This is a genomic window from Photobacterium aquae (assembly GCF_001029445.1).
GTDB lineage: Bacteria > Pseudomonadota > Gammaproteobacteria > Enterobacterales > Vibrionaceae > Photobacterium > Photobacterium aquae.
The window spans coordinates 24,878-45,656 of the sequence record NZ_LDOT01000024.1; the positions used below are offsets into that span (position 1 = coordinate 24,878).

Genomic DNA, 20,779 nt, shown 5'->3' on the forward strand with positions numbered 1-20,779 from the left:
CAACTATGGCTAACATCGGAATTTTCTTCGGCAGCGATACCGGCAACACAGAAAATGTTGCCAACAAAATAGCAGAACAACTGGGCCTTGAAGCGCAGGATATTGCTGGCAACGACAACAGCGTATTTGATGACTACGAGATTTTGATCCTCGGTACGCCGACGGCGAACTACGGTGAAATGCAGCCAGACTGGGACTACTTCGTTCCTGAGCTGGAAGACGCCGACCTCAATGGAAAAAAAGTGGCGTTGTTTGGCCTTGGCGATCAAGTCGACTACCCAGACAGCTACCTTGATGCAATGGGGGATCTCGCCGAGCTGGTGCAGGCCGCTGGCGGCGAACTGATTGGCGCTTGGTCTACCGAGAGCTATACCTTCAACCATTCGCGTGCCGTCGTCGATGGCCAGTTTGTCGGCTTGGCTCTGGACGAGGATCGTCAGCCAGAACTGACCGATGAACGTATCACGGCTTGGCTTGGCACACTTGGCCTTGGCGCATAAGAAAGGAATAAACAGAAGGCCCAGCCCACAAAAGTACCTCGCCAGATTTGATATCTCGGGGGGTACTTTTGGCAGAGCGGGAATTACTGGGTAGTGGATGTCGAATTGTTTTCGCCATCATGGCTACGAAACAGGTCAAACTTAAATTTGATAGCCTGCAATGGATTTCGCCAAGCAAACTTGGGCATCGCCCAGCGCAAGACATGCGATAACTGCAAGCGCTTAGCTGGCTGGTAACAAGGGCTTTGGCACCTCAGGCAATGGGGTTTTTCGTTTCCCATCCGGCACTGCCACATTCGATCTTCGATATATTGAATCAGTCCTTCACATTCAGGACAGACAATCGCACCACGGTGCAGCGTTTTACAGTAAAGGCGAATCATCGCTTTTGCAGTATTCAGTTCACGCTGCTGTCGAACTGAATCGTTGGTTTGAAAGATCATAATGGCGGTATTATCCACCGCTCGCGCCGCATTCCATTGATCTTGATCAATCTTGGCGTATGAAAGTGATCCCCCCCTGCAAAGGCATCCTGAATATTCCCTGGGGTCTATTAAGCATTGACCCCCCATGAATGCAGGTAATACCGGGCTGATTCTACCGTTTGCTCAAGCACAATGGCCAGACGGTGAGCATCATCCAATGGGACGGGTTGCTGCTGCTTCAATCGCATTTCCAATGCCGTGGCAATCTCTTGCAATGTGTTTGCCCCCAAGTTCGCCGCTACCCCTTTCAGGCTATGAACCAAGCGTAGTGTCTGCTCATCAATACAGCCACTCGATACCATTTCAACAAAAACCTTACCATCATGCTGGTGCTCTTCGACGAAGACTCCCAGTAACATTTGCACCATTTCCGCATCATCATCAAGGGCATTAAGCATCACTGAAATATCAATCGCCGCATTCACACCATCCATTGGCAGCGCTTTATCGATTGAGGGCCGCGAATCTACCACCTCTGCCGGGCGGGCGGTAGCAGCCAAGTTCCCCGCACCTTCTTGCCCGTATTGTCCGCTTTCGGTTTCAGCCTGACTTACTACGGTAGCCTGCCGCTCAGGCGACACCGCTCGAAGCCCCGCCAAAGCTTCGTTAATCGCCACCTCCAGCACCGTGATCTCTTGGTTTAGCCGAAGCAATGACTCACGCTCTAAACGACCATGACTCAACAAATCACCTTCCACGGCAACAATGTGAACGTGCAATGCATCGGCACCTATACTGCCTGCCACGCCTTTGAGCGTATGCAGGGTTTTCTCCACGCCCGACCATTCCTCGTTATCAGCAAGACGCAGCAACACCTCGCCATCGTCACTATGTTCGTCAAGAAAGATTTCCAGCAACATCGCAGCAGAATCGCGGTCGCCATCCATACTGTCGAGCAAATGGCTGGGAGCAAAGACAGGGGGCTTAGCCTCTACGGATGCACAGACTTCACTTTGCTCAGATTGCTCTGACGGATCGTCTCCCCCCGATACATCAACCTCCTCGCCGTGCCGCGATAACATCTCCGGGTCAGGACCCTGAACCACATCCCGGGATTGATAATAGAATCCCATTGCAGCTACCAATGCCATGCCCCCCACTACCGCAATGGCGTACCCTGGCGTCACAGGCAATACCACCGCCAGCACCAACAGGACACAGCCAATACACAGGGCTATAACCGCTTTGCGGCGGCTAATATAACTGGCTCGATCTTTGTCGTCCTGACCAGAAAATTGTGAAGAACCACCCATGATCCACTCCTCCTGTTATAAACCAGCCGCCTTCAACACCGTAGGGGCATTGCCTTAGACTACAGACAATGACAACTAAAATACTTGGCGCCACTCTAAAATTAGACAAGGAACAAAATGGTCACAACTCTTTATACCCGTGACCTTTAGAATCACTGCCGAAGGACGTCCTAAAGTAAGTATCTACGGGTGGAAGGGAGTAAAATACAGAGGTGAAGAGCGCATACAAAAACGGCCCCTTGCGGAGCCGTAGAATGGAAACAGTATCAATTAAGAATCGCTATTCAGGCGGCGCTGTAGCTGATCTTTCAAATTTGGCGGCGTCCCTTTGATAGTCAGAGTATCAGTGTCCGCATCATAAAAAATACGCTCGCCAAGCAGCATGCTGTCAAAGTTAATCGTCAAACCGCCGCCAGAGCCGACAAATTTGGTTAGCTTGCGCATTGCGGTACGGTCCGCGGGGAAGCTATCTTCCAATTCATAGCCTTGCTGAGAGGTAAACTGGTAAAAATCTGTGCCGTCATCGGCCGCAGGCAGTTCAGCCGCCAGCTCCTTGACCGTCACTTCTTCACCGGCTTGTAATTGACCATTACAGTAATCATAAACCTGCTTGCGGTATTGCTGCTTTTCTTCTTTATCAAGACGAGAATCAGCGCAGAAGTCCTCGACAGCCTGCATCAGCACCTGATTTTGCTCTTTCACATCCAAACCGACTTCGGCTTGGAGGAAGTCGAGGAAGAAATCAGCGATCTTACGGCCGACACGGCCTTTGATGTAAGTCAGATAACGGTTCGATTCGCTGTCCGTCTCCCATGAAGACAGGTCAATACGGGCTACGATATCCATTTTGGCAACATCAAGGTAATCTGTTGCGCTGATATCAAGCTGCTCGGTAACCTTCATGCTGTGGCAAGTAGGCAACAAGCCGATCAGCAGATAATCCGTTGCCAGCGACTGGTATTCCGCCAGTACCAACGTTCCCACTTCGGCAAATGGATATTTTGCCAACTCAACCTGCAGCCGTTGTGCAGATTGGTTAGAAAACGTCAGAAAATCCAGTTCCCCACGTCGTGCTTGTTTCAACCAGTGGCCAAACTCGCTATCTTCAGCGAAATGACCAAAGCCCTTGGCCCCCTTGCTGCTGTAGACTCGGTGAAGTTCTGCGACCAATTCCTCAGTCGATGCATCGTTTTCAAGCGTTTGTTTTCTAAGATGAACCTCAAGTTCATCATTACCATTTTTCACCAATTGGTGAAGGATTACATTCGATAGCGTCAGGCTCATAACGGAAATATTTCAGTAAATCTTGAGTGTAGGGTATTATAAGTCGCTTTCTTTAACATTAATCAAGATTAAACAAGACTTCCTATGCCAATTACTTCAAAATACAGCAATAAAAAAATTGAACAAATCATTGAAGATATGTTCGATGTATTAGAGAAGCACGATGCTTCAGCAGAACTCGCGCTGATGATTGTAGGCAATATCGCCACCAACATCATCAATGCCGATGTTCCAGCATCGCAAAGGAAGGCAATCGCTGAAAAATTCTCACAAGCTCTGCAATCTTCAGTCAAAGAAGATTAATCTGATTAGCGCCACAGCGGTTTAAGACTGGGAAACACTGACACCTATGGTCTCCAGCAGTAACAATTACAAAGAAAAAGTCTCCCAGCTTATCAGCTGGGGGCACTGGTTCAGTTTCTTCAATATTATCGCGGCCATGCTACTTGGCACCCGCTATATTGTGTATTCTGAATGGCCTACCACCCTGTGGGGGCAACTTTACCTTGTTTTCAGCTGGGTTGGTCACTTCGGTTTCCTGGTCTTTGGCTTCTATATTCTGATCCTGTTTCCGGCCAGTTTCCTGATCCCCTCGCAACGACTGATGCGGCTATTTGCCGTACTGGTTGGCACCGTCGGACTCACGGCACTCCTGCTGGATACCTATGCCTACGAGTCATTGGATCTCCACCTCAGCCCGCTGGTCTTTGACCTGCTGTTGAGCGGCGAACGCACCGAGCTCAATGCCCGGTGGCAGTACCTGTTTGTTACAGTACCGATTATCTTCCTGCTGCAACTGGTACTGTCAGAATGGCTGTGGCGCAAATTACGCAAGCTCACCCGCAAACATGTAGGTGTGCCGATTGCGGTTGTCTTCGGGATCTGCTTTGTTAGCAGCCACCTGATGTACATCTGGGCCGATGCCAAGCTATATCAGCCTATCACCGCCCAGCGTTCGAATTTCCCGCTGTCATACCCGATGACGGCGAAGACCTTCATGGAAAAGCATGGCTTGCTTGACCGTGAAGAATACAAAGAAAAACTCAATGCCCAAGGTGTCGAGACCAGCAAGGCAATCCGCTATCCGTTGGAAAAAGTCACCTTTAGCAACCCTGGTACCGGCCAAAATGTTCTTATCATCATGATTGATGGCCTCCGCAGTGACATGATCACCCCGGAAAACATGCCGTATCTGGATGCCTTCGCGGCTCAAAACCTGAATTACAGCAACCATTACAGCAACAGCAACGACAACAGCAATAGCGTATTTGGCCTACTCTACGGCCTACCGGCTAACTACCTCAATAGTGTTCGCTCTTCAGCAGCATCACCGCTACTGATCACTACGCTTGAAAAACGCGGCTACCATTTCGGCTTATTCGGTAATGAACGTATGGCGGAAGATCCGCTCTATGCCGATGCGATGTTTACCGGCCTGCCGCTTAATATCAGTACCAAGGGTGGCGACGGCGCTATCATTGATAGCTGGTCAACATGGATGGAAGAACAAGCCGCACAAAACGAACCTTGGTTCAGTTTTATCGAGCTGACTTCCGTTGAAAACTTCGAAGAAAGCGGTGACTACAAGCCCCGCTTCACCCCGTCATTGGGCTCCCCAAAAACCCAAGGGGTCAGCACAGATACCTTGCTGAAAAACAGCTATAAAAATGCGGTATACCATATTGATGAGCAGCTAATTGCGATATTTGACCAACTGGTTGCCAACAAACAGCTTGGTAACACTATCGTGGTAATCACCGCCAACCACGGCACCGAGTTCAATGAAACCGGTACCAACAGCTGGGGGGCGAGCAGCAACTACAGCAAATACCAGCTTCAAGTGCCAATGATCATCCACTGGCCAGAGAGTGTCGCATCGGTGACCAACCGCCTGACCAGCCACTTGGATCTAGTACCAACGCTGATGGAATCACTGCTGAATGTATCAACGCCGGCATCAACCTACAGTAGCGGTGCCAGCCTATTCGAAGCAACACCAAAACGGCGCTGGCTGCTAGCTGGTAATGACAGCGATATTGTCATGATCCAGCCAAAGAGCACGACCGTTGTCGACAAATACGGTAATTACCGGGTTTATAATCAGCGTTATCAGAAACTTAACTCCGAAAAACCCAAGCTATCAACATTGATGCAGGCGATGCACGAGATTAAACGTTTCAACCAGCCAGACTAGGCATATCTCGCCAAACCGTCATCAAAAAGGGCAGCGTCATCGCTGCCCTTGCTGTTTCGGCCGCCCACCACTGTGGCTACCCTCGTGAATAAAACACTATAGATAGTCTTGATTGGCGGCATAGCAGTGCTCATAACCATCCTGCCAGCCATTCGCATACTTGCCATCACTGTACATTCGCTCCGGATCCTGACGGAACCCATCATGGTAAGTGTCCGCCTGCTGCTCCCGGCTAGAGCAGCCATCTTGATAACCCTCTAGGTATGGGCGGACAAAACCCAGCTCTTTCAATGTTTGATGTCGGCTATCTGCGCACCCTGTTAGCCCAACAGCCACAATGCTAGCAATCCACCACTGCCTTGCCGATCCATTACTTATCATCTCGCCTCCTATGCTCACCGTTACACTACAATACCAATCGTAGTAAATAACAGGTCATTCAAGCCTGTGAATACGCTCAATAACTACCTTAGACTTTCTGATTGTAAAATAACCACTTCTCGAAAAACCCCGCCTTGTTCCCCGGCATTTCCCACCTGACTATTTCTGCTATCTCACTGTAATTGATAGAACCTATCTCCTTAAGTTAAAAGTGATAACACCCAGAATGCAGTCTCAGTTTCAATATTTTGCTAATTTTTTGACCAATCAATGTCTTTCTAATTAGGCTTTAATGACCAAAATAGAGTGCAAAGCGTGATGTGTTGCAAATTATTTCGATGCATTTCTCAATTTCAATAAGTTAGAGAGTGCTAACTCCCTGTTTTGCGTGAGCTATAACCATTTTAGTTTGAAAAATCCGTAACAATAGGCAACGGCTAGAATAAAACGGATGGTCAGCCTTGGCTCAGCAACAACTCAACACTTTTTACCAACGCCTTTTGTCCCAATGGGGAAAAGCACATGGATTACGCTCAATAACTGAAATTACCTGCCGCAACTTATCTTTAAGTTTTGCAACAGAGCGGGCATGGCTAGTTATCGCCTATAAAGCACGATGGAAGATCTTGGTTGAAATGAATAGCAATGGCATTTTCTTCCAATATCCGCCGTCAGAGGTCAGCGATCAAGACGAACTTCCCTTTTTTCAAATATCCAAAGCCGTACGTCAACGTCAACTCACCATAGAGCCGGAATCCGATCATTTCCGCTTATGGCTCCCTCTTGAGCGCCGTTCAATGATTATTGGATGTATCGTCGTCGACCTGCCCGACAACGAACAATGCCGGCAGTTACGGGGGGAGGATTTTCAACCGCTGGCTAGCCTTGTGGCCTCCGAGCTTGACGCGTTTATTCTCAATGCATCGATTCAGGACGAACATGCCGGACGCCGCTCGGCAGAGCGCGAACTGGAAATCAGCCTCACAGAACAGCAGCACCTCCAGCAGCAGCTTCAAGCACTGCATGATATCTCTTTCGATATGTGGCGAACCAATTCGCTCAAGGAGTTACTGTTTACCGCCATTGATCAAGCCAAGCAAAAATTGCATGTCGACCGTATGGCAATATTCCTGATCAATGGAGACAACAAAATTCAAGGGACATTCGGTACCGATATCCACGGCAATACCGTGGACGAGTCCTATTTTGAATCTGATATTCCCGACCTGTGGTTCACCCACCAAAGTTTGATCACCAAGGGCGAATACTTGGCTATCGAGCAAGATACCCCGTTGTACCACGACCTAAAACAAGTTGGATTTGGCTGGAGTGCTTTTGTCTCGCTATGGGATGAGGATACCCCCATCGGCTGGATAGCCTGCGATAACCTACTCAGCGGTATGCCGGTACAAAGCTATCACCGTCAAATCCTCAAGCAATTTGGTTTTATCGTATCGCAGCAATATGTCCGTCGGCAGGCTGAAGAACAGCTCCGCCAGCTTAATACGGAACTCGAGCAACGGGTCGCCGAACGTACCGAAGCCCTGCAGATTGCAAACAAAAACCTCAAGATGATGTCGAGCCAGGATGCCTTGACCAAGGTTGCTAACAGGCGTGTATTTGATGAACGCTTCATTGATGAATGGCGTCGGGCCGAACGCCACCAGATGCCGATTTCACTCCTGATCATCGACGTTGATCACTTCAAACGCTACAACGATCATTACGGCCATGCGGCCGGTGACCAATGTCTGTTTGATATTGCCCAAGCCCTCTCAACCCTTGAAAGGCGAGCTGGAACGTTATTTGCCCGCTACGGCGGTGAAGAATTCGTTCTGCTGATGCCCGGCCAAGACAAGCATGCCGCCCAATACACGGCTAAGCGCGCCCTCCACACAATTCGCTCACTGGAGCTACCCAGAACGGATGGGGCTGATAGCGCACCGAATATCGTTACCATCAGTATCGGGGGCTATACCGTCATACCATCAACCTACACCACCCCACGCCAGTTCTTCCAACAGGCCGACGAAGCCCTGTATGCCGCCAAGGATCAGGGCCGGAATGACTTTGTTATCAAGGGGTGAGTAGACGGCTCAAACTCAGCGGCGACTACAAAACACTAACGACAAAACCACAATGGCTACCTCTCTGGGCAGCAGCCACTTCGGGCATCGAGGTTTGCGTTCAGCTGTTTTTCTTTGGCGCTTGTTTTTTGGTTGCGGTTCTGCGCCCGGCTCCTGCTGATTTTGCCGATTTCGCCGTTGATGATTTACGGTAGCGCCGCGCACCTTTGGCCGGTTCCAGCGATTTCAAATCTCGCAAACTCGGCGGGATCTCGCTGTTCTTTACTTTATCCATCAAAGCGGTAACCTGACTCTCCAGCGCTGCCATAAATGGTGAGTAGGCACATTTTCTATCAGCCATATCCTGCAACTGGTGTTCCCAATGAGCCGTCATATCCGGGTATGTTGATTCATCAGGCAATGCGTATACCAACCCCCGTCCTGCTTCGCTGGCATGAATATTCTTGGCCTGACGTACCAATAGCTGGCGCTTGAACAAGGTATCGAGAATGCCCGCCCGCGTCGCCTCTGTTCCAAGGCCATCGGTGTCACGCAATATTTTTTTCAGTCCGCTATCGGAAACAAAACGCGCAATACCGGTCATCGCCTGCAGCAAGGTGGCCTCGGTAAATGCCTTTGGCGGCTCGGTCATCTTGTCTTTGATCTCGCCGTCGCGACACGTCAGCACCGTTCCTTTACGCAGAGGAGGGACTTTATCGGCCAAGTCGGCATCGTTATTCTCTTTGCTGTCATCTCGCCCTAGCAGTACTCGCCATCCCTGCACCATCAATTGACGGCCACGGGCAACAAACTCCCCGCCGGCAATAGCGAACACCAGTCGGGCTTCGCTGTACACCGCTGCCGGGTAGAACTGCATCAAATATTGCCGAGCCACCAACTGATAGACTTTCTGTTCTGCACTGCTCAAACTCGTCGGATTGACAGCCTTCGGGGTTGGGATAATGGCATGGTGGGCATCCACCTTCTTATCATTCCACGCCTTGGACTTGAGCGAAGTATCGCTGTTTGCCACCGCTGTCGCGAGTTGCGGGTCTGTCGCGGCAACCGCTTTGCTAACCTCATCGGCCTGTCGGAAATGATCCATTGGCAAATAACGGCAATCTGAACGTGGGTAGGTAATCACTTTATGCTTTTCATAGAGTGACTGACAGGTGGCCAGTACATCAGCAGCACTCATGGCGTAGCGTTTGGCGGCATCAATCTGCAACGCCGAAAGAGAGTATGGCAAGGGAGGTGCCTGACGGCTCTCCTTGCGCTCGGAATCGGTCACTTCGGCTGGCTGGCCCTTGATCCGGCTAACCACGTTCTCGCAAAGTTTGCGGTTAAGTACCCGCCCGTCTTCATCCTGCCAAGGCTGGCACGCCTCGCTTGGCACCCAGCGGGCTCGGATCTCCATGTCCTGATAGGGGATCAGAGCAAACACTTCGTAAAATGGCTTAGGAACAAAATTGGCGATCTCATCATCACGCCGGGTCACCAACCCAAGAACTGGCGTCTGCACCCGACCGACTGACAATACGCCCCGGTAGCCGCCTTTTTGGCCAAGCAGCGTATAGGCGCGGGTCATGTTCATACCGTACAGCCAATCTGCGCGCGACCGTGCCAACGCCGATACCGACAGGGGAATAAAATCACGGTTGCTGCGAAGTTTATCCAACGCCCGCTTGACTGCTGCAGGGTTCAAGTCAGAAATTAACAAACGTTGAATAGTCGCCTTCTTGCTCTGCGACACCTTCACATAATCGATGACTTCATCCACCAGCAACTGGCCTTCCCGGTCAGGGTCACCGGCATGGACAATTTCGCTCGCCTGCTTACACAGCTTGCGTACCACAGAAAGTTGTTTGCTCGCTGATTTTCGCGGCTTCAACTGCCACTGTTGGGGGACAATGGGCAGATCAGCCAGATTCCATTTTTTAAATCGTTCATCGTAAGCATCCGGCTCCACCTGCTCAAGCAAATGGCCAATACACCAGGTCACCACATCACCATTTCCAACTTCAATATAACCATCATGGTTTTTGTGCGGACGGGGTAATACGGCAGCAATTGCGCGACCAAGGCTTGGTTTTTCAGCGATATAAAGACGGCTCATTACAGTATTCTGATCACTCATTTAATGCCGAGACTGTACCGAAAAGTCCTCAATGCAGCAACCAAAACACTGGATATATACACAGATACCCACCCTCAGCATACCTGTAGAGAATGCAACAGCTTGAAGTGCTGCAAAGTTAGGCGTAAGGTGCCTAAAAAAACAAGGGATATCCAAATATGAGAAAAAATCCTTCTCTTGGCGCTGTTACGCTAGCCATCACCATCGGCATAGCCGCTATGCACCCGGGTGTGAGTATGGCAGCCACCACACACTCTCAAGCACAACATCAAAATGAAAAACCGGATTTTGCCACCATGACGAATGTCATCGAAAAGAAGACCGCGTTTTTTGCCTACCTCGCCCCAGCCATCAAACAGATCAACCAACGTATTGAGGCTGACAGGGCTAAATTGCATTGCGCCTTCAAAGCTGCAGGCCCGATCGCCCCTTCTTCGTTTCTCAACGCAATGGCCAAGCAGTACGACGTACCTATGCCAGCCGGCGGCCCAGATCGTGATTGGCAGCAAGCCGTCCTCAAGCGAGCTGATATCATTCCTGCTCCGCTGGTAATGAGCCAAGCAGCCATTGAATCGGCTTGGGGCACCTCGCGCTTTGCCACCGAGGGCAATAACTATTTTGGCCAATGGTGCTATACCCAAGGCTGCGGTATTTTCCCGCATAAGGAAAATGGCGGTGCATTCCACGAAGTGAAACGTTTCGCGAATGTCGAAGCCGCAATCAACGCCTATTTTGATAACGTCAATACTAACCCGGCCTATCAAACCCTACGGGATATCCGGGCACAACGCCGCGCTGATAATCTTCCAATCACCGCTGATGCACTGGCAGCTGGCCTGCTCCACTACTCGCAAATCGGCGAGAAATACGTCACTGAAATCCGTGACATGGTACGAGACGATAGCAAGTACATGCCGCAATCCTAGGCAATACATGACTTACTGACAAAAAAATACCCGGCCAGAGACCGGGTATTTTTTAACTTGGGTTAGCTGTACTTAACGCTCAGCAAGCCAAGCTTTAACCTCATCATACTGCCCACGGAAGACAATACGCTCAGCCTTCTTGCTCAGCTGATAGGTGTACATAGGATCATAATACTGCTCAAGCAATATGGTCAGCCAATCATAGTGACCGGTTAGATCGCCCGTTGCCTGCATCTGTCTAACAGCCTGTTGTTGGATATTGAGCACCTCATCATAGCGCTCATTGCCTAGGCGTTTGCGAATACTGAACATGCTTCGTTCTAGATACTCGGCGAAACTCACCCAGCCCGCATCCTCGCCATATTCAGTGCAGAAGTCACGCTGCATCCGAATAACATAGTCGGCCAACAGACGCTCAAGACGCACATCCAACGGGTCATCCACAACCGCAAGCTGTGCCAGCTGCATTGCATGATGAATAGGCAACGGTACGCTGGCAGAGCCGATAGCTTTACCTTCATCCTCTAGGACGAAACTCCGCTGGCCTGCATCAAGTTTTTTGAGGATCTCTACCGCCAGCACATTTTCAAAATCAATCTGAGTGCGCTGAGCCGAGACATAACGACCAAACGAAGAGCCACGGTGATTTGCCGCACCTTCCAGATCGAGGCCGTTGGCTAGCTCATTGACCATAATGGTCTTGCCGCTACCGGTATTACCACCCACCAGCGTCACTGGCATTGCCGCAGCCTGCTCGATGGTATCAATAAGGAAGCGGCGCAGAGCCTTGTAACCACCAACAACAAACGGGTAGTCAATACCTACCTCACGCAGCCATTGCTGACTGATCTGCGAGCGCAAACCACCACGGAAGCAATAGAGATAACCGTTCGGGTTCGCTTCACAAAAAGCCTTCCACTGAGCGACTCGAGCCGCTTTGACCTCACCATTGACCAATTCATGGCCCAGTTCAATCGCAGCCGCCTGACCTTTTTCTTTATAACAAGTCCCCACCGCCTTACGTTCATCATCTTCCATCAACGGATGACTCACCGAGGTTGGGAATGCGCCTTGACTAAACTCAACAGGGGCTCGCATGTCCATCAACGGCGTATCGTTAAGGAATAATTGGCGGTAATCTTCACAATTTGGACGTGTCATAATTAGCGGATCTCGATCAATACAGTCTCGCCATCCTCGGCTTTATGCAACTCACCAATAGCATTAAGCACAATCCCGTGCTTCTCGGCTACAGCCTGTACTTCGCTTTCAGCATCAGGAGATACGGCCAGCAACAAACCACCAGATGTCTGAGGATCACAAAGCAGCGATTTCTGTTGTTCAGTGATCTCTGCCACACGGTGCCCATAGCTCGCATAGTTGCGGCCTGTGCCACCCGGAACACATCCTTGCTCAATATAATCAAACACATTAGGCAAGTGTGGAACCTGATCAAAATCCAGTGTCGCTTTAAGGCCGCTACCTTCACAAATCTCATTCAGGTGGCCCAACAAACCAAAACCGGTTACGTCCGTCATCGCCTTCACGCCTTCGATATCGGCAAAATCAGCACCCGGCTTGTTCAGTTTGCACATCCAATCACGAGCCAAGCCCTGGTGTTCCGGCTTCAGTTGAGATTTTTTCTCCGCTGTCGTCAGTACGCCAATACCCAATGGCTTGGTCAAAAATAGCTTGCAGCCAGCCTCAGCACAGTTGTTGCGCTTCACGCGGTCGGTATCAACAATACCGGTCACGGCCAAGCCGAAAATTGGCTCAGGCGCATCAATCGAGTGGCCACCCGCTAGGCTAATACCTGCTTCACGGCATACGGCACGACCGCCTTCAATCACTTGCTGGGCAATTTCAGGTGCCAGTACATTGACCGGCCAACCAAGGATAGCAATCGCCATGATCGGCTTGCCGCCCATCGCGTAGATATCACTGATGGCATTAGTCGCTGCGATTCGACCGAAATCATAAGGGTCATCGACAATCGGCATAAAGAAGTCGGTGGTACTGATAACAGCGGTGCCGTTACCCAAATCATAAACTGCCGCGTCGTCTTTGCTTTCATTGCCGACCAGCAGGTTAGGATCAGCGAACGGAGCGATCTGGGTACGAAGAATGGTATCCAGAACTTGAGGGGAAATTTTACAGCCACACCCTGCACCGTGGCTGTATTGAGTTAGGCGAACATTATCCATGACACGCTCCGATATTATTCAAAAGAGCGAAGGATTCTACTCCTGCGGGATCAGGCTGTCACGTAGCTTGATCAAAAAGCCGCGCGTTAGCACCTTTGCAGCTGGCATTTAAACAGGGATAGCAGCTGTACAAAGGACTATCGACTATAGATATTCAACATAGCGGCTGACATCGCGCTCTGGCACTTTAGCCTCACGGCAGGCGGCAGTGCCAAGATACAAAAAACCGACTATCATATCGTCGCCTCTAACCCCAAGCGCCTCGCGAACCACGGAATGGTAGGCCCAACTCCCCGTCCGCCAAAAACCGGCATATCCCTGCGCAATCGCAGCCATCTGCATGGCCTGGGCAGCACAGCCGGCTGAGAGGTATTGCTCTATCTGAGGCACTTTGTCATGCTCAGCCACTTTCGCCACCACGGTGATAACCATAGGCGCCCGAAACGGAGCCTTGTTGGCTTTATCTATTACCTCGGGACTAGCTCCATCAGCCCTTGCGGCCTCAGCTAAGATATCAGCCAACTTTTGGACTCCGTCGCCGTGCGAAACAATAAACCGCCACGGAGTCAAACCGCCGTGGTCAGGGGCTCGCAGCCCAGCCCGGAGGATATTGTCAAGATCCTCGCCCAACGGTGCAGGAGAGGTCATCTTTGGCAATGACCGACGATTTAGCAAAAGGGTTAGTGCATCCATATCAACCTCATTTTCCTTTTAACAACCCGTCAACCATAGCACACACTACCAACCAAGGCATTGCCACCAACCAGCACTTAAGATCAAATACGGGCCGCTAATTCAATACCTTGTCGAATAACCCGCTTAGCATCGACTTCACCGGCCACATCCGCGCCGCCAATCACATGCACCGAGACATTCATCGCTTTTAACGCATTCGACAGCATTTCAACAGAAGTCTGCCCGGCACAAACCACTATGTGGTCAACATCCAGCACCCGCGACTGACCCTCAACGGTAATGTGCAATCCCTGATCATCAATCTTGTCGTAATTGACCCCGCTGAGCATCTCCACGCCGCGCTTTTCAAGCACTCGCTTGTGGATCCAACCGGTTGTCTTACCCGGCCCCTTGCCCATTTTTCCCGCCCGGCGCTGCATCAACCAGACCTGTCGCTGGCTCACATACTCATCATGGGGATAGAGCCCGCCGGGATGGGAAATCGCTTTATCGATCCCCCAATCTTTAAGCCAATCATCAAGATCCTGATGTTCGGGCTCAGTCAGCATGGTCGAGACATCAATCCCTATACCACCAGCGCCAATCACAGCAACTCGCTGACCCAGTTTGATCTGATCACGGATCAGCGTCTGGTAATCGATCACCTTGCTATGCTCGATGCCTGGAATATTCGGCATCCTCGGCTGAACCCCAGTTGCCACAATCACCTCGTCATAATCCTTCAGCTCGTCGGCCTGCACGGCATGGCTTAACTTAACGTTGACCCCGGTCTGCTCCAGACGACGACTGAAATAACGAATTGTTTCCTTGAACTCTTCCTTGCCGGGGATCTGCATCGCCAAATTGAACTGACCACCAAGATGGTCATTCTTCTCAAACAAATCCACCACAAAACCCCGTTCTGCCGCCGCAACAGCCGTTGCCATCCCAGCCGGACCCGCACCAACAACCGCAACCTTACGTTTGCCCGCGGCAGGCGTCAGAACCAATTCCGTTTCATAGCACGCCTGCGGGTTGACCAAACAGCTGGCACGTTTACCAACAAATACATGGTCTAAACAGGCTTGGTTACAACCAATACAGGTGTTAATGTCATCCGCCCGATCCTGCTCGGCTTTGAGCACAAAGTCCGGGTCGGCCAAAAACGGTCGTGCCATCGAGACCATATCCGCCTGTCCCGACGCCAGAATATCTTCCGCAACTTGCGGAGTATTGATTCGGTTACAGGTCACCAACGGAATAGAGACTTCGGATTTGAGTTTTTCCGTTACCCAGCTAAAGGCCGCCCTTGGCACTTGAGTCGCAATGGTTGGTACTCGCGCCTCGTGCCAGCCAATCCCGGTATTAAGGATCGTCACACCGGCCAACTCAAGCTGCTTGGCCAATTGGACAACCTCATCATGGGTACTGCCCTGCTCGACCAGATCCAACATCGACAATCGAAATACGATAATAAAATCACGACCGGCACGTGCCCTAACCGCCTTGACCAATTCAATCGGGAAGCGAATTCTGTTTTCATAGCTGCCCCCCCACTCATCATAGCGATGGTTGGAACGCTTACAGATAAACTGGTTGATGAGATAGCCTTCCGATCCCATCAGCTCTACCCCATCATAGCCAGCTTCACGAGCTAATTCCGCGCTCTTGGCAAAGGCCTCGATGGTTTTTCGGATCTGGCGGTGGCTCATTTCACTCGGGGTAAATTTGGAAATTGGCGATTTGACCGCCGAAGCACTGACCGCAAAGGGGTGCAGCGCATAACGGCCAGCATGGAGCAGCTGAAGGGCTATTTTACCCCCCTGCTCATGGACGGCATCAGTAATGGCCCTGTGCGCCCGAGCGGCTCGCGCCGAGCTAAACTCCGCGCTCAGAGGATGAAGCCTGCCGCGAAAATTGGGAGAAAAACCACCGGTCACAATCAGTCCCACACCACCTTTCGCACGGGCCGCATAAAAGGCCGCCAGCTTCTTGAAACCATCTCGGGCTTCTTCCAAGCCAGTATGCATCGACCCCATCAAGACACGGTTGCGTAATGTTGTGAAACCAAGATCCAGCGGTGCTAATAGGTGAGAGTATGATTTATCTTCCATGGCATCCATTCTTCTTTTGGTATGGTCTGACCAGTATACGAAGCAATCTTACTTTTTTCAAACAACCGTTTACAACAACTTAACAATAAATTGATTTAGATCTAACCAGCCACATCATGAAACCCATTAGCCATTGTTGCAAGCCAGGCCGCAATTGCCTTTCGGTTCAGTTGGCTAAGAGCGATTTGTTACTGTAATTCCACGTTTACTACGTTAGGATAAGCGCATCGTAAACAGTCAGGAACAATCATGAAAACCATCTTCAAAGGAATTGGAAAGCTATTCCGAGGGATATGGAAACTGATCAGCTTTGCCCGCCAATTGCTGATCAACCTGTTCTTCCTTATCTTTATCGGCATTATCATTTTTGCCTTCTCTGAAAGCGACAAACAACCGCTATTACCAGAAAGCGCAGCATTGGTACTCAACCTGCAAGGGCCTATCGTTGAGCAACGCACTCCAACCAACCCAATCGACAACCTGACCAGCAGCGCGCTGGGCGGTGAGCAAGTACAAGAAAACGTACTGTTCGATATCGTTGACACACTGCGCACAGCTAAAACCGATGAACGAATCACCGGACTCGTGCTCGACCTGCGCAATATGCCAGAAACCAATCTGACCAAGCTGCGCTACATTGCCAAGGCCATTACCGAGTTCAAGCAATCAGGCAAGCCAGTTATCGCTTTTGGCGAGAACTTCCGCCAGAGCCAGTACTACCTATCGTCTTTTGCTGACAAAATCTACATGTCGCCAGACGGCGGCGTGCTGCTAAACGGCTATGGCACTTACAGCCTGTACTACAAAACGCTACTTGAGAAGCTGAACATCAACACCCACGTCTTCCGTGTCGGTACGTACAAATCGTTTGTTGAACCGTACACCCAAGACGGCATGTCAGAAGCTGCGCGTGAGGCCAATACCGCATGGTTGAATCAACTATGGACCGCCTACACCAACGACGTTGCAAGCAACCGTAAGATTGATGCCGCGGCCCTGACACCGGAACTCGATAGCTTTGTTGAAAAATTCAAGGCTGCAAACGGCGATTTTGCAAAACTCAGCCTGCAAATGGGCCTCGTCGATGAGCTGATCAACCGCCCTCAGCTGAGCGCTAAATTGATTGAGCAGTTCGGCAGCGATGGCGATCACAGCTTCAACCATGTCAGCTACTACGACTACATGCCTCTAACCAAAGCCCCTACTCTGCCGGGAGACAATGAAATTGCCGTTGTGGTTGCCAGCGGCGCGATCATGGACGGCGAGCAGCGTAAAGGCACCGTCGGGGGCGATACAACCGCTGCACTTCTACGTGAAGCCCGCAACGATGATAACGTTAAGGCCGTTTTGCTTCGCGTAGACAGCCCAGGGGGCAGCGCCTTTGCCTCAGAGGTTATCCGCAACGAAGTTGATGCCCTGAAAGCAGCCGGCAAGCCCGTTGTTGTCTCTATGTCGAGTGTCGCAGCATCAGGCGGCTACTGGATTTCGGCCAGCGCCGATAAGATCATGGCCAACCCTACGACCATCACCGGTTCAATCGGTATTTTTGCTATTTTGACGACCTTTGAAAAAGGCCTCGAAAAAATGGGGGTATATAGCGATGGTGTCGGCACCACCCCATTTGCTGGCGTTGGTGTAACCCGTGAACTGCCACAGGGCGTGGCAGAGATTTTCCAGCTCGGCATCGAAAATGGCTACCAGCGCTTCATCGGGCTTGTCAGCCAATACCGCAACATGTCACTGGAAGAAGCAGACAAAGTTGCTCAAGGCCGAGTTTGGACTGGCGAAGATGCTCTCAAGCTAGGCTTGGTTGATCAGCTAGGTGATTTCGATGACGCCGTTGCGGCCACGGCTGAACTGGCGAATCTTGGTGATAATTACCAAATTCGTTGGATGGAACAACCACTTAGCCCTACTCAGCTATTTATGCAGCAACTAAGCGGCGGTGCCAAGGCACTCATTGCCCAAGCACTGTTTGATAACGTACCTGCAGCACTCCAACCTGTTTCACAACAGGTTGTAACAGACTTGTCTACGTTGAGTAACTTCAACGATCCAAAAGGGCAATACGCATTCTGCTTGAACTGTATCAATAACCAAAAGTGAGACTCAGCCCGGCATTGCCGGGCTTTTTTTACCCGCTGTAGACCGTATAATGCCCCCACTCCAAACCGACATTCTGTACCCACATATGGAAAGAAAACATATTTACATTGCCTATACAGGCGGCACCATCGGCATGCAAAAGTCTGATCACGGTTATATCCCAGTATCTGGCTTTATGGAAAAACAGCTTGAGAGCATGCCTGAATTCCATCGTGCAGAAATGCCAAAGTTCACTATCCACGAATACGATCCACTGATCGACTCTTCGGATATGACGCCAGCGGATTGGCAGCGCATTGCTGATGATATCAAAGCGAACTACGACAAATACGACGGTTTTGTCATTTTGCATGGTACGGATACCATGGCATATACCGCCTCAGCCCTGTCGTTCATGTTCGAAAACCTAGACAAGCCGGTCATTGTGACAGGCTCACAAATTCCACTGGCAGAACTGCGTTCTGACGGCCAGAGCAACTTGCTCAATGCCCTGCATATTGCCGCTAACTACCCGATCAACGAAGTCACTGTATTCTTCAACAACAAATTGATCCGTGGTAACCGCAGTACCAAGGCACATGCTGACGGGTTTGGTGCATTCATTTCCCCAAACCTGCCACCATTGTTAGAAGCCGGGATCAACATCCAGATCAACAATGTCGAAATCGACAAGAAACCTGATGGGCCATTCAAGGTACACAACATCACGCCGCAACCTATCGGCGTCATCACCATGTACCCGGGGATATCACCAGAAGTGATCCGCAACACCCTGCGTCAGCCCGTGAATGCGATGATCCTGCTAACCTTTGGTGTCGGCAACGCGCCGCAAAATCCTGAGCTGCTTGCACAGCTCACAGAAGCCACCAACCGTGGCGTTGTCGTGATGAACCTAACCCAGTGCCTATCTGGCAAAGTCAACATGGGTGGCTATGCGACAGGCTGTGCCCTTGCCGATGCCGGTGTCCTGAGCGGTTATGACATGACCCCCGAAGCCGCACTGGCCAAGCTGCATTACCTACTGAGCCAGAATCTGCCGATCGAAACCGTCCGCAGCCTGATGCAGCAGGATCTACGTGGCGAGCTTACCCACTAAGCCAAGTAAGCCAAGTAAGCCAAGCGAGTCAGTCTCTCCTCGTCGCAGTGACACAAAACGCATCAAAAAACGGAAGTGACTCACTTCCGTTTTTTTATACAACCAAACGACCTCATCCACAGCGGGGACTACACTATCTCTATATTCACCGATCACTAGAGGTACGCTACGCCATGATCCTTCACGGTTCGTCAATTTCACCCTTTGTCCGCAAAATCATGCTTGCCCTCGCTTACAAGGGGATCAATTACGAGCTAAAACCCCTCAACCCCTTTCTCGAAAAAGAGCTGGCCCAAAAACGCCACCCTATGGGCAAAGTTCCGGTACTTGAACATAACGAACACAACGTCATCGACTCCACCGTTATCGCCCATTATCTTGACGATCTGATGCCCGTGCCGCCACTCTACCCGGGAGATGCCGCAACCAGGGCACAAATCCGATGGCTAGAAGAATACGCCGATACCCGGCTGACATCGCTCGTTGGCGGTGTACTGTTCTACCAAAAAATACTTAGGGGGAAAATGCTCGGCAAAGAGGTTGATGACCAAGCCGTAGAGCAATGTCAGGGACAACACCTACCATTGGCGTTGACCTACCTAGAAGAGCAGATCCCCGCTCAGGGTTTTATTGGGTCCCAGTTGTCGATGGCCGAAATCAGCCTTTGGAGTGTATTGCGCAGTGGCTGGATGGCTGGAATAAGGCTCCCTAATTACCCTCGACTCCATGCTTATCTGGCACGGATAGAACAAGAGCCGTGGGTTGCCAATCTGATGGCCGAAGAAGATCACGAACTTGCAGGGTTCTACTGCAAGCCCATTATCTTGGGGACATACGAATAGACACACAAAGCGCCATCAATACATGAAAACTAGAGCTGGCGGTGATCAAACCGAGCAATCTCGACCGCCTCATCCTCTTTCTCGTCAACAGAAAAATCCCGCTTGAGTTCGGCTTTTGACTTAAACTTGAGCTCCCCACCTTGTGCAACTGTCATATGTTCTGCCTCAGTATTATACCGAGACTGGTACAACATCACCGCTTGCAAGGCTGAGTCCTTCTGAGCATCCGTCAGCGGCGTTCCATCTGGCCACTTACCCGTTTCAACGGCTTGGCACATTCGCAGGTACACCTCTGGCGTCATTGCGTTCAATAGCTGTTCTAATTCCACGCAGGCTTTCCTTCTCTGTATTGTTATCAAGGAAATAGTGCAGTTTCCCATTAATCACCGCAATGAAACGTCTCTGTTTTGTTCTCAGGATCACATTACCAGAACAACAGCTGACTGCCTGCAACCCTATATAGTCTGATAAAATAAAACTTCATCTCTGCAGTCGCCGCTTGCCGAAACCTGACCA

Annotated in this window: 18 protein-coding genes; 8 read left to right on the forward strand and 10 right to left on the reverse strand. The window is 50.7% G+C overall.

Translation table 11 applies throughout. The annotated features are described in order from the left end of the window. The first annotated feature begins 5 nt into the window (after nucleotides 1-5). Nucleotides 6-500, forward strand: coding sequence for a flavodoxin FldA (fldA, locus tag ABT56_RS16740; protein ID WP_047880053.1), 495 nt, complete (start codon nucleotides 6-8; stop codon nucleotides 498-500). Nucleotides 501-583: 83 nt separating this feature from the next. Here fldA and ABT56_RS16745 read toward each other — a convergent pair whose 3' ends face one another. The 3 genes from ABT56_RS16745 to yejK form a co-directional block, all read right to left on the reverse strand. Continuing rightward, the gene (locus ABT56_RS16745) at nucleotides 584-943 is read right to left on the reverse strand and encodes a nitrous oxide-stimulated promoter family protein (RefSeq protein ID WP_047880150.1); all 360 of its coding nucleotides are present in this window, start codon (nucleotides 941-943) and stop codon (nucleotides 584-586) included. A 110-nt stretch (nucleotides 944-1,053) separates the two neighbouring features. Further along, entirely contained in the window at nucleotides 1,054-2,238 is a 1,185-nt protein-coding gene (locus ABT56_RS16750; protein ID WP_047880054.1) for an Hpt domain-containing protein, read from the reverse strand. Between the two features lie 270 nt (nucleotides 2,239-2,508). Then, a complete protein-coding gene (yejK, locus tag ABT56_RS16755) occupies nucleotides 2,509-3,522 on the reverse strand; it encodes a nucleoid-associated protein YejK (RefSeq protein WP_047880055.1) in 1,014 nt (337 codons plus the stop codon). An 84-nt stretch (nucleotides 3,523-3,606) separates the two neighbouring features. Between yejK and ABT56_RS16760 the strand changes: the two genes are divergently transcribed. After that, on the forward strand, nucleotides 3,607-3,825 hold the full coding sequence (locus ABT56_RS16760) for a YejL family protein (RefSeq protein ID WP_047880056.1): 219 nt from the start codon (nucleotides 3,607-3,609) through the stop codon (nucleotides 3,823-3,825). A gap of 46 nt (nucleotides 3,826-3,871) precedes the next feature. Then, nucleotides 3,872-5,716: a DUF3413 domain-containing protein gene (locus tag ABT56_RS16765; RefSeq protein ID WP_047880057.1), complete on the forward strand. Its 1,845-nt coding sequence runs from the start codon at nucleotides 3,872-3,874 to the stop codon at nucleotides 5,714-5,716. Between the two features lie 96 nt (nucleotides 5,717-5,812). Here the strand turns inward: ABT56_RS16765 and ABT56_RS16770 are convergent, their stop codons facing one another. After that, nucleotides 5,813-6,097 (reverse strand): hypothetical protein, encoded by a 285-nt coding sequence (locus ABT56_RS16770; RefSeq protein WP_047880058.1) that lies wholly within the window; start codon nucleotides 6,095-6,097, stop codon nucleotides 5,813-5,815. A gap of 461 nt (nucleotides 6,098-6,558) precedes the next feature. Between ABT56_RS16770 and ABT56_RS16775 the strand changes: the two genes are divergently transcribed. Beyond that, the gene (locus ABT56_RS16775) at nucleotides 6,559-8,184 is read left to right on the forward strand and encodes a GGDEF domain-containing protein (protein ID WP_047880059.1); all 1,626 of its coding nucleotides are present in this window, start codon (nucleotides 6,559-6,561) and stop codon (nucleotides 8,182-8,184) included. A 100-nt stretch (nucleotides 8,185-8,284) separates the two neighbouring features. On the opposite strand, the gene ABT56_RS16780 is transcribed toward ABT56_RS16775, so the two are convergent. Further along, nucleotides 8,285-10,279, reverse strand: coding sequence for a DNA topoisomerase III (locus ABT56_RS16780; RefSeq protein ID WP_047880060.1), 1,995 nt, complete (start codon nucleotides 10,277-10,279; stop codon nucleotides 8,285-8,287). A 179-nt stretch (nucleotides 10,280-10,458) separates the two neighbouring features. Here ABT56_RS16780 and ABT56_RS16785 point away from each other — a divergent pair, with 179 nt between their 5' ends. Further along, a complete protein-coding gene (locus ABT56_RS16785; protein ID WP_053062532.1) occupies nucleotides 10,459-11,226 on the forward strand; it encodes a glucosaminidase domain-containing protein in 768 nt (255 codons plus the stop codon). Nucleotides 11,227-11,298: 72 nt separating this feature from the next. On the opposite strand, the gene mnmH is transcribed toward ABT56_RS16785, so the two are convergent. From mnmH to ABT56_RS16805, 4 genes are all read right to left on the reverse strand, one after another. Continuing rightward, nucleotides 11,299-12,387 carry a tRNA 2-selenouridine(34) synthase MnmH gene (mnmH, locus tag ABT56_RS16790; RefSeq protein ID WP_047880061.1) on the reverse strand — a complete coding sequence of 363 codons (1,089 nt, stop codon included), beginning with the start codon at nucleotides 12,385-12,387 and terminating at the stop codon, nucleotides 11,299-11,301. A gap of 2 nt (nucleotides 12,388-12,389) precedes the next feature. Next, nucleotides 12,390-13,430 (reverse strand): selenide, water dikinase SelD, encoded by a 1,041-nt coding sequence (gene selD / locus ABT56_RS16795; protein WP_047880062.1) that lies wholly within the window; start codon nucleotides 13,428-13,430, stop codon nucleotides 12,390-12,392. Nucleotides 13,431-13,574: 144 nt separating this feature from the next. Next, nucleotides 13,575-14,123, reverse strand: coding sequence for an NAD(P)H nitroreductase (locus ABT56_RS16800; protein WP_047880063.1), 549 nt, complete (start codon nucleotides 14,121-14,123; stop codon nucleotides 13,575-13,577). A gap of 83 nt (nucleotides 14,124-14,206) precedes the next feature. Continuing rightward, the gene (locus ABT56_RS16805) at nucleotides 14,207-16,219 is read right to left on the reverse strand and encodes an NADPH-dependent 2,4-dienoyl-CoA reductase (protein WP_047880152.1); all 2,013 of its coding nucleotides are present in this window, start codon (nucleotides 16,217-16,219) and stop codon (nucleotides 14,207-14,209) included. A 249-nt stretch (nucleotides 16,220-16,468) separates the two neighbouring features. Here ABT56_RS16805 and sppA point away from each other — a divergent pair, with 249 nt between their 5' ends. From sppA to ABT56_RS16820, 3 genes are all read left to right on the forward strand, one after another. Beyond that, on the forward strand, nucleotides 16,469-18,325 hold the full coding sequence (gene sppA / locus ABT56_RS16810; protein WP_047880064.1) for a signal peptide peptidase SppA: 1,857 nt from the start codon (nucleotides 16,469-16,471) through the stop codon (nucleotides 18,323-18,325). 85 nt (nucleotides 18,326-18,410) lie between these two features. Beyond that, nucleotides 18,411-19,421, forward strand: coding sequence for an asparaginase (ansA, locus tag ABT56_RS16815; protein WP_047880065.1), 1,011 nt, complete (start codon nucleotides 18,411-18,413; stop codon nucleotides 19,419-19,421). Between the two features lie 173 nt (nucleotides 19,422-19,594). Next, a complete protein-coding gene (locus ABT56_RS16820; RefSeq protein ID WP_047880066.1) occupies nucleotides 19,595-20,263 on the forward strand; it encodes a glutathione S-transferase family protein in 669 nt (222 codons plus the stop codon). A gap of 29 nt (nucleotides 20,264-20,292) precedes the next feature. Here ABT56_RS16820 and ABT56_RS16825 read toward each other — a convergent pair whose 3' ends face one another. Continuing rightward, nucleotides 20,293-20,592: a YeaC family protein gene (locus tag ABT56_RS16825; protein WP_047880067.1), complete on the reverse strand. Its 300-nt coding sequence runs from the start codon at nucleotides 20,590-20,592 to the stop codon at nucleotides 20,293-20,295. Nucleotides 20,593-20,779: the final 187 nt, after the last annotated feature.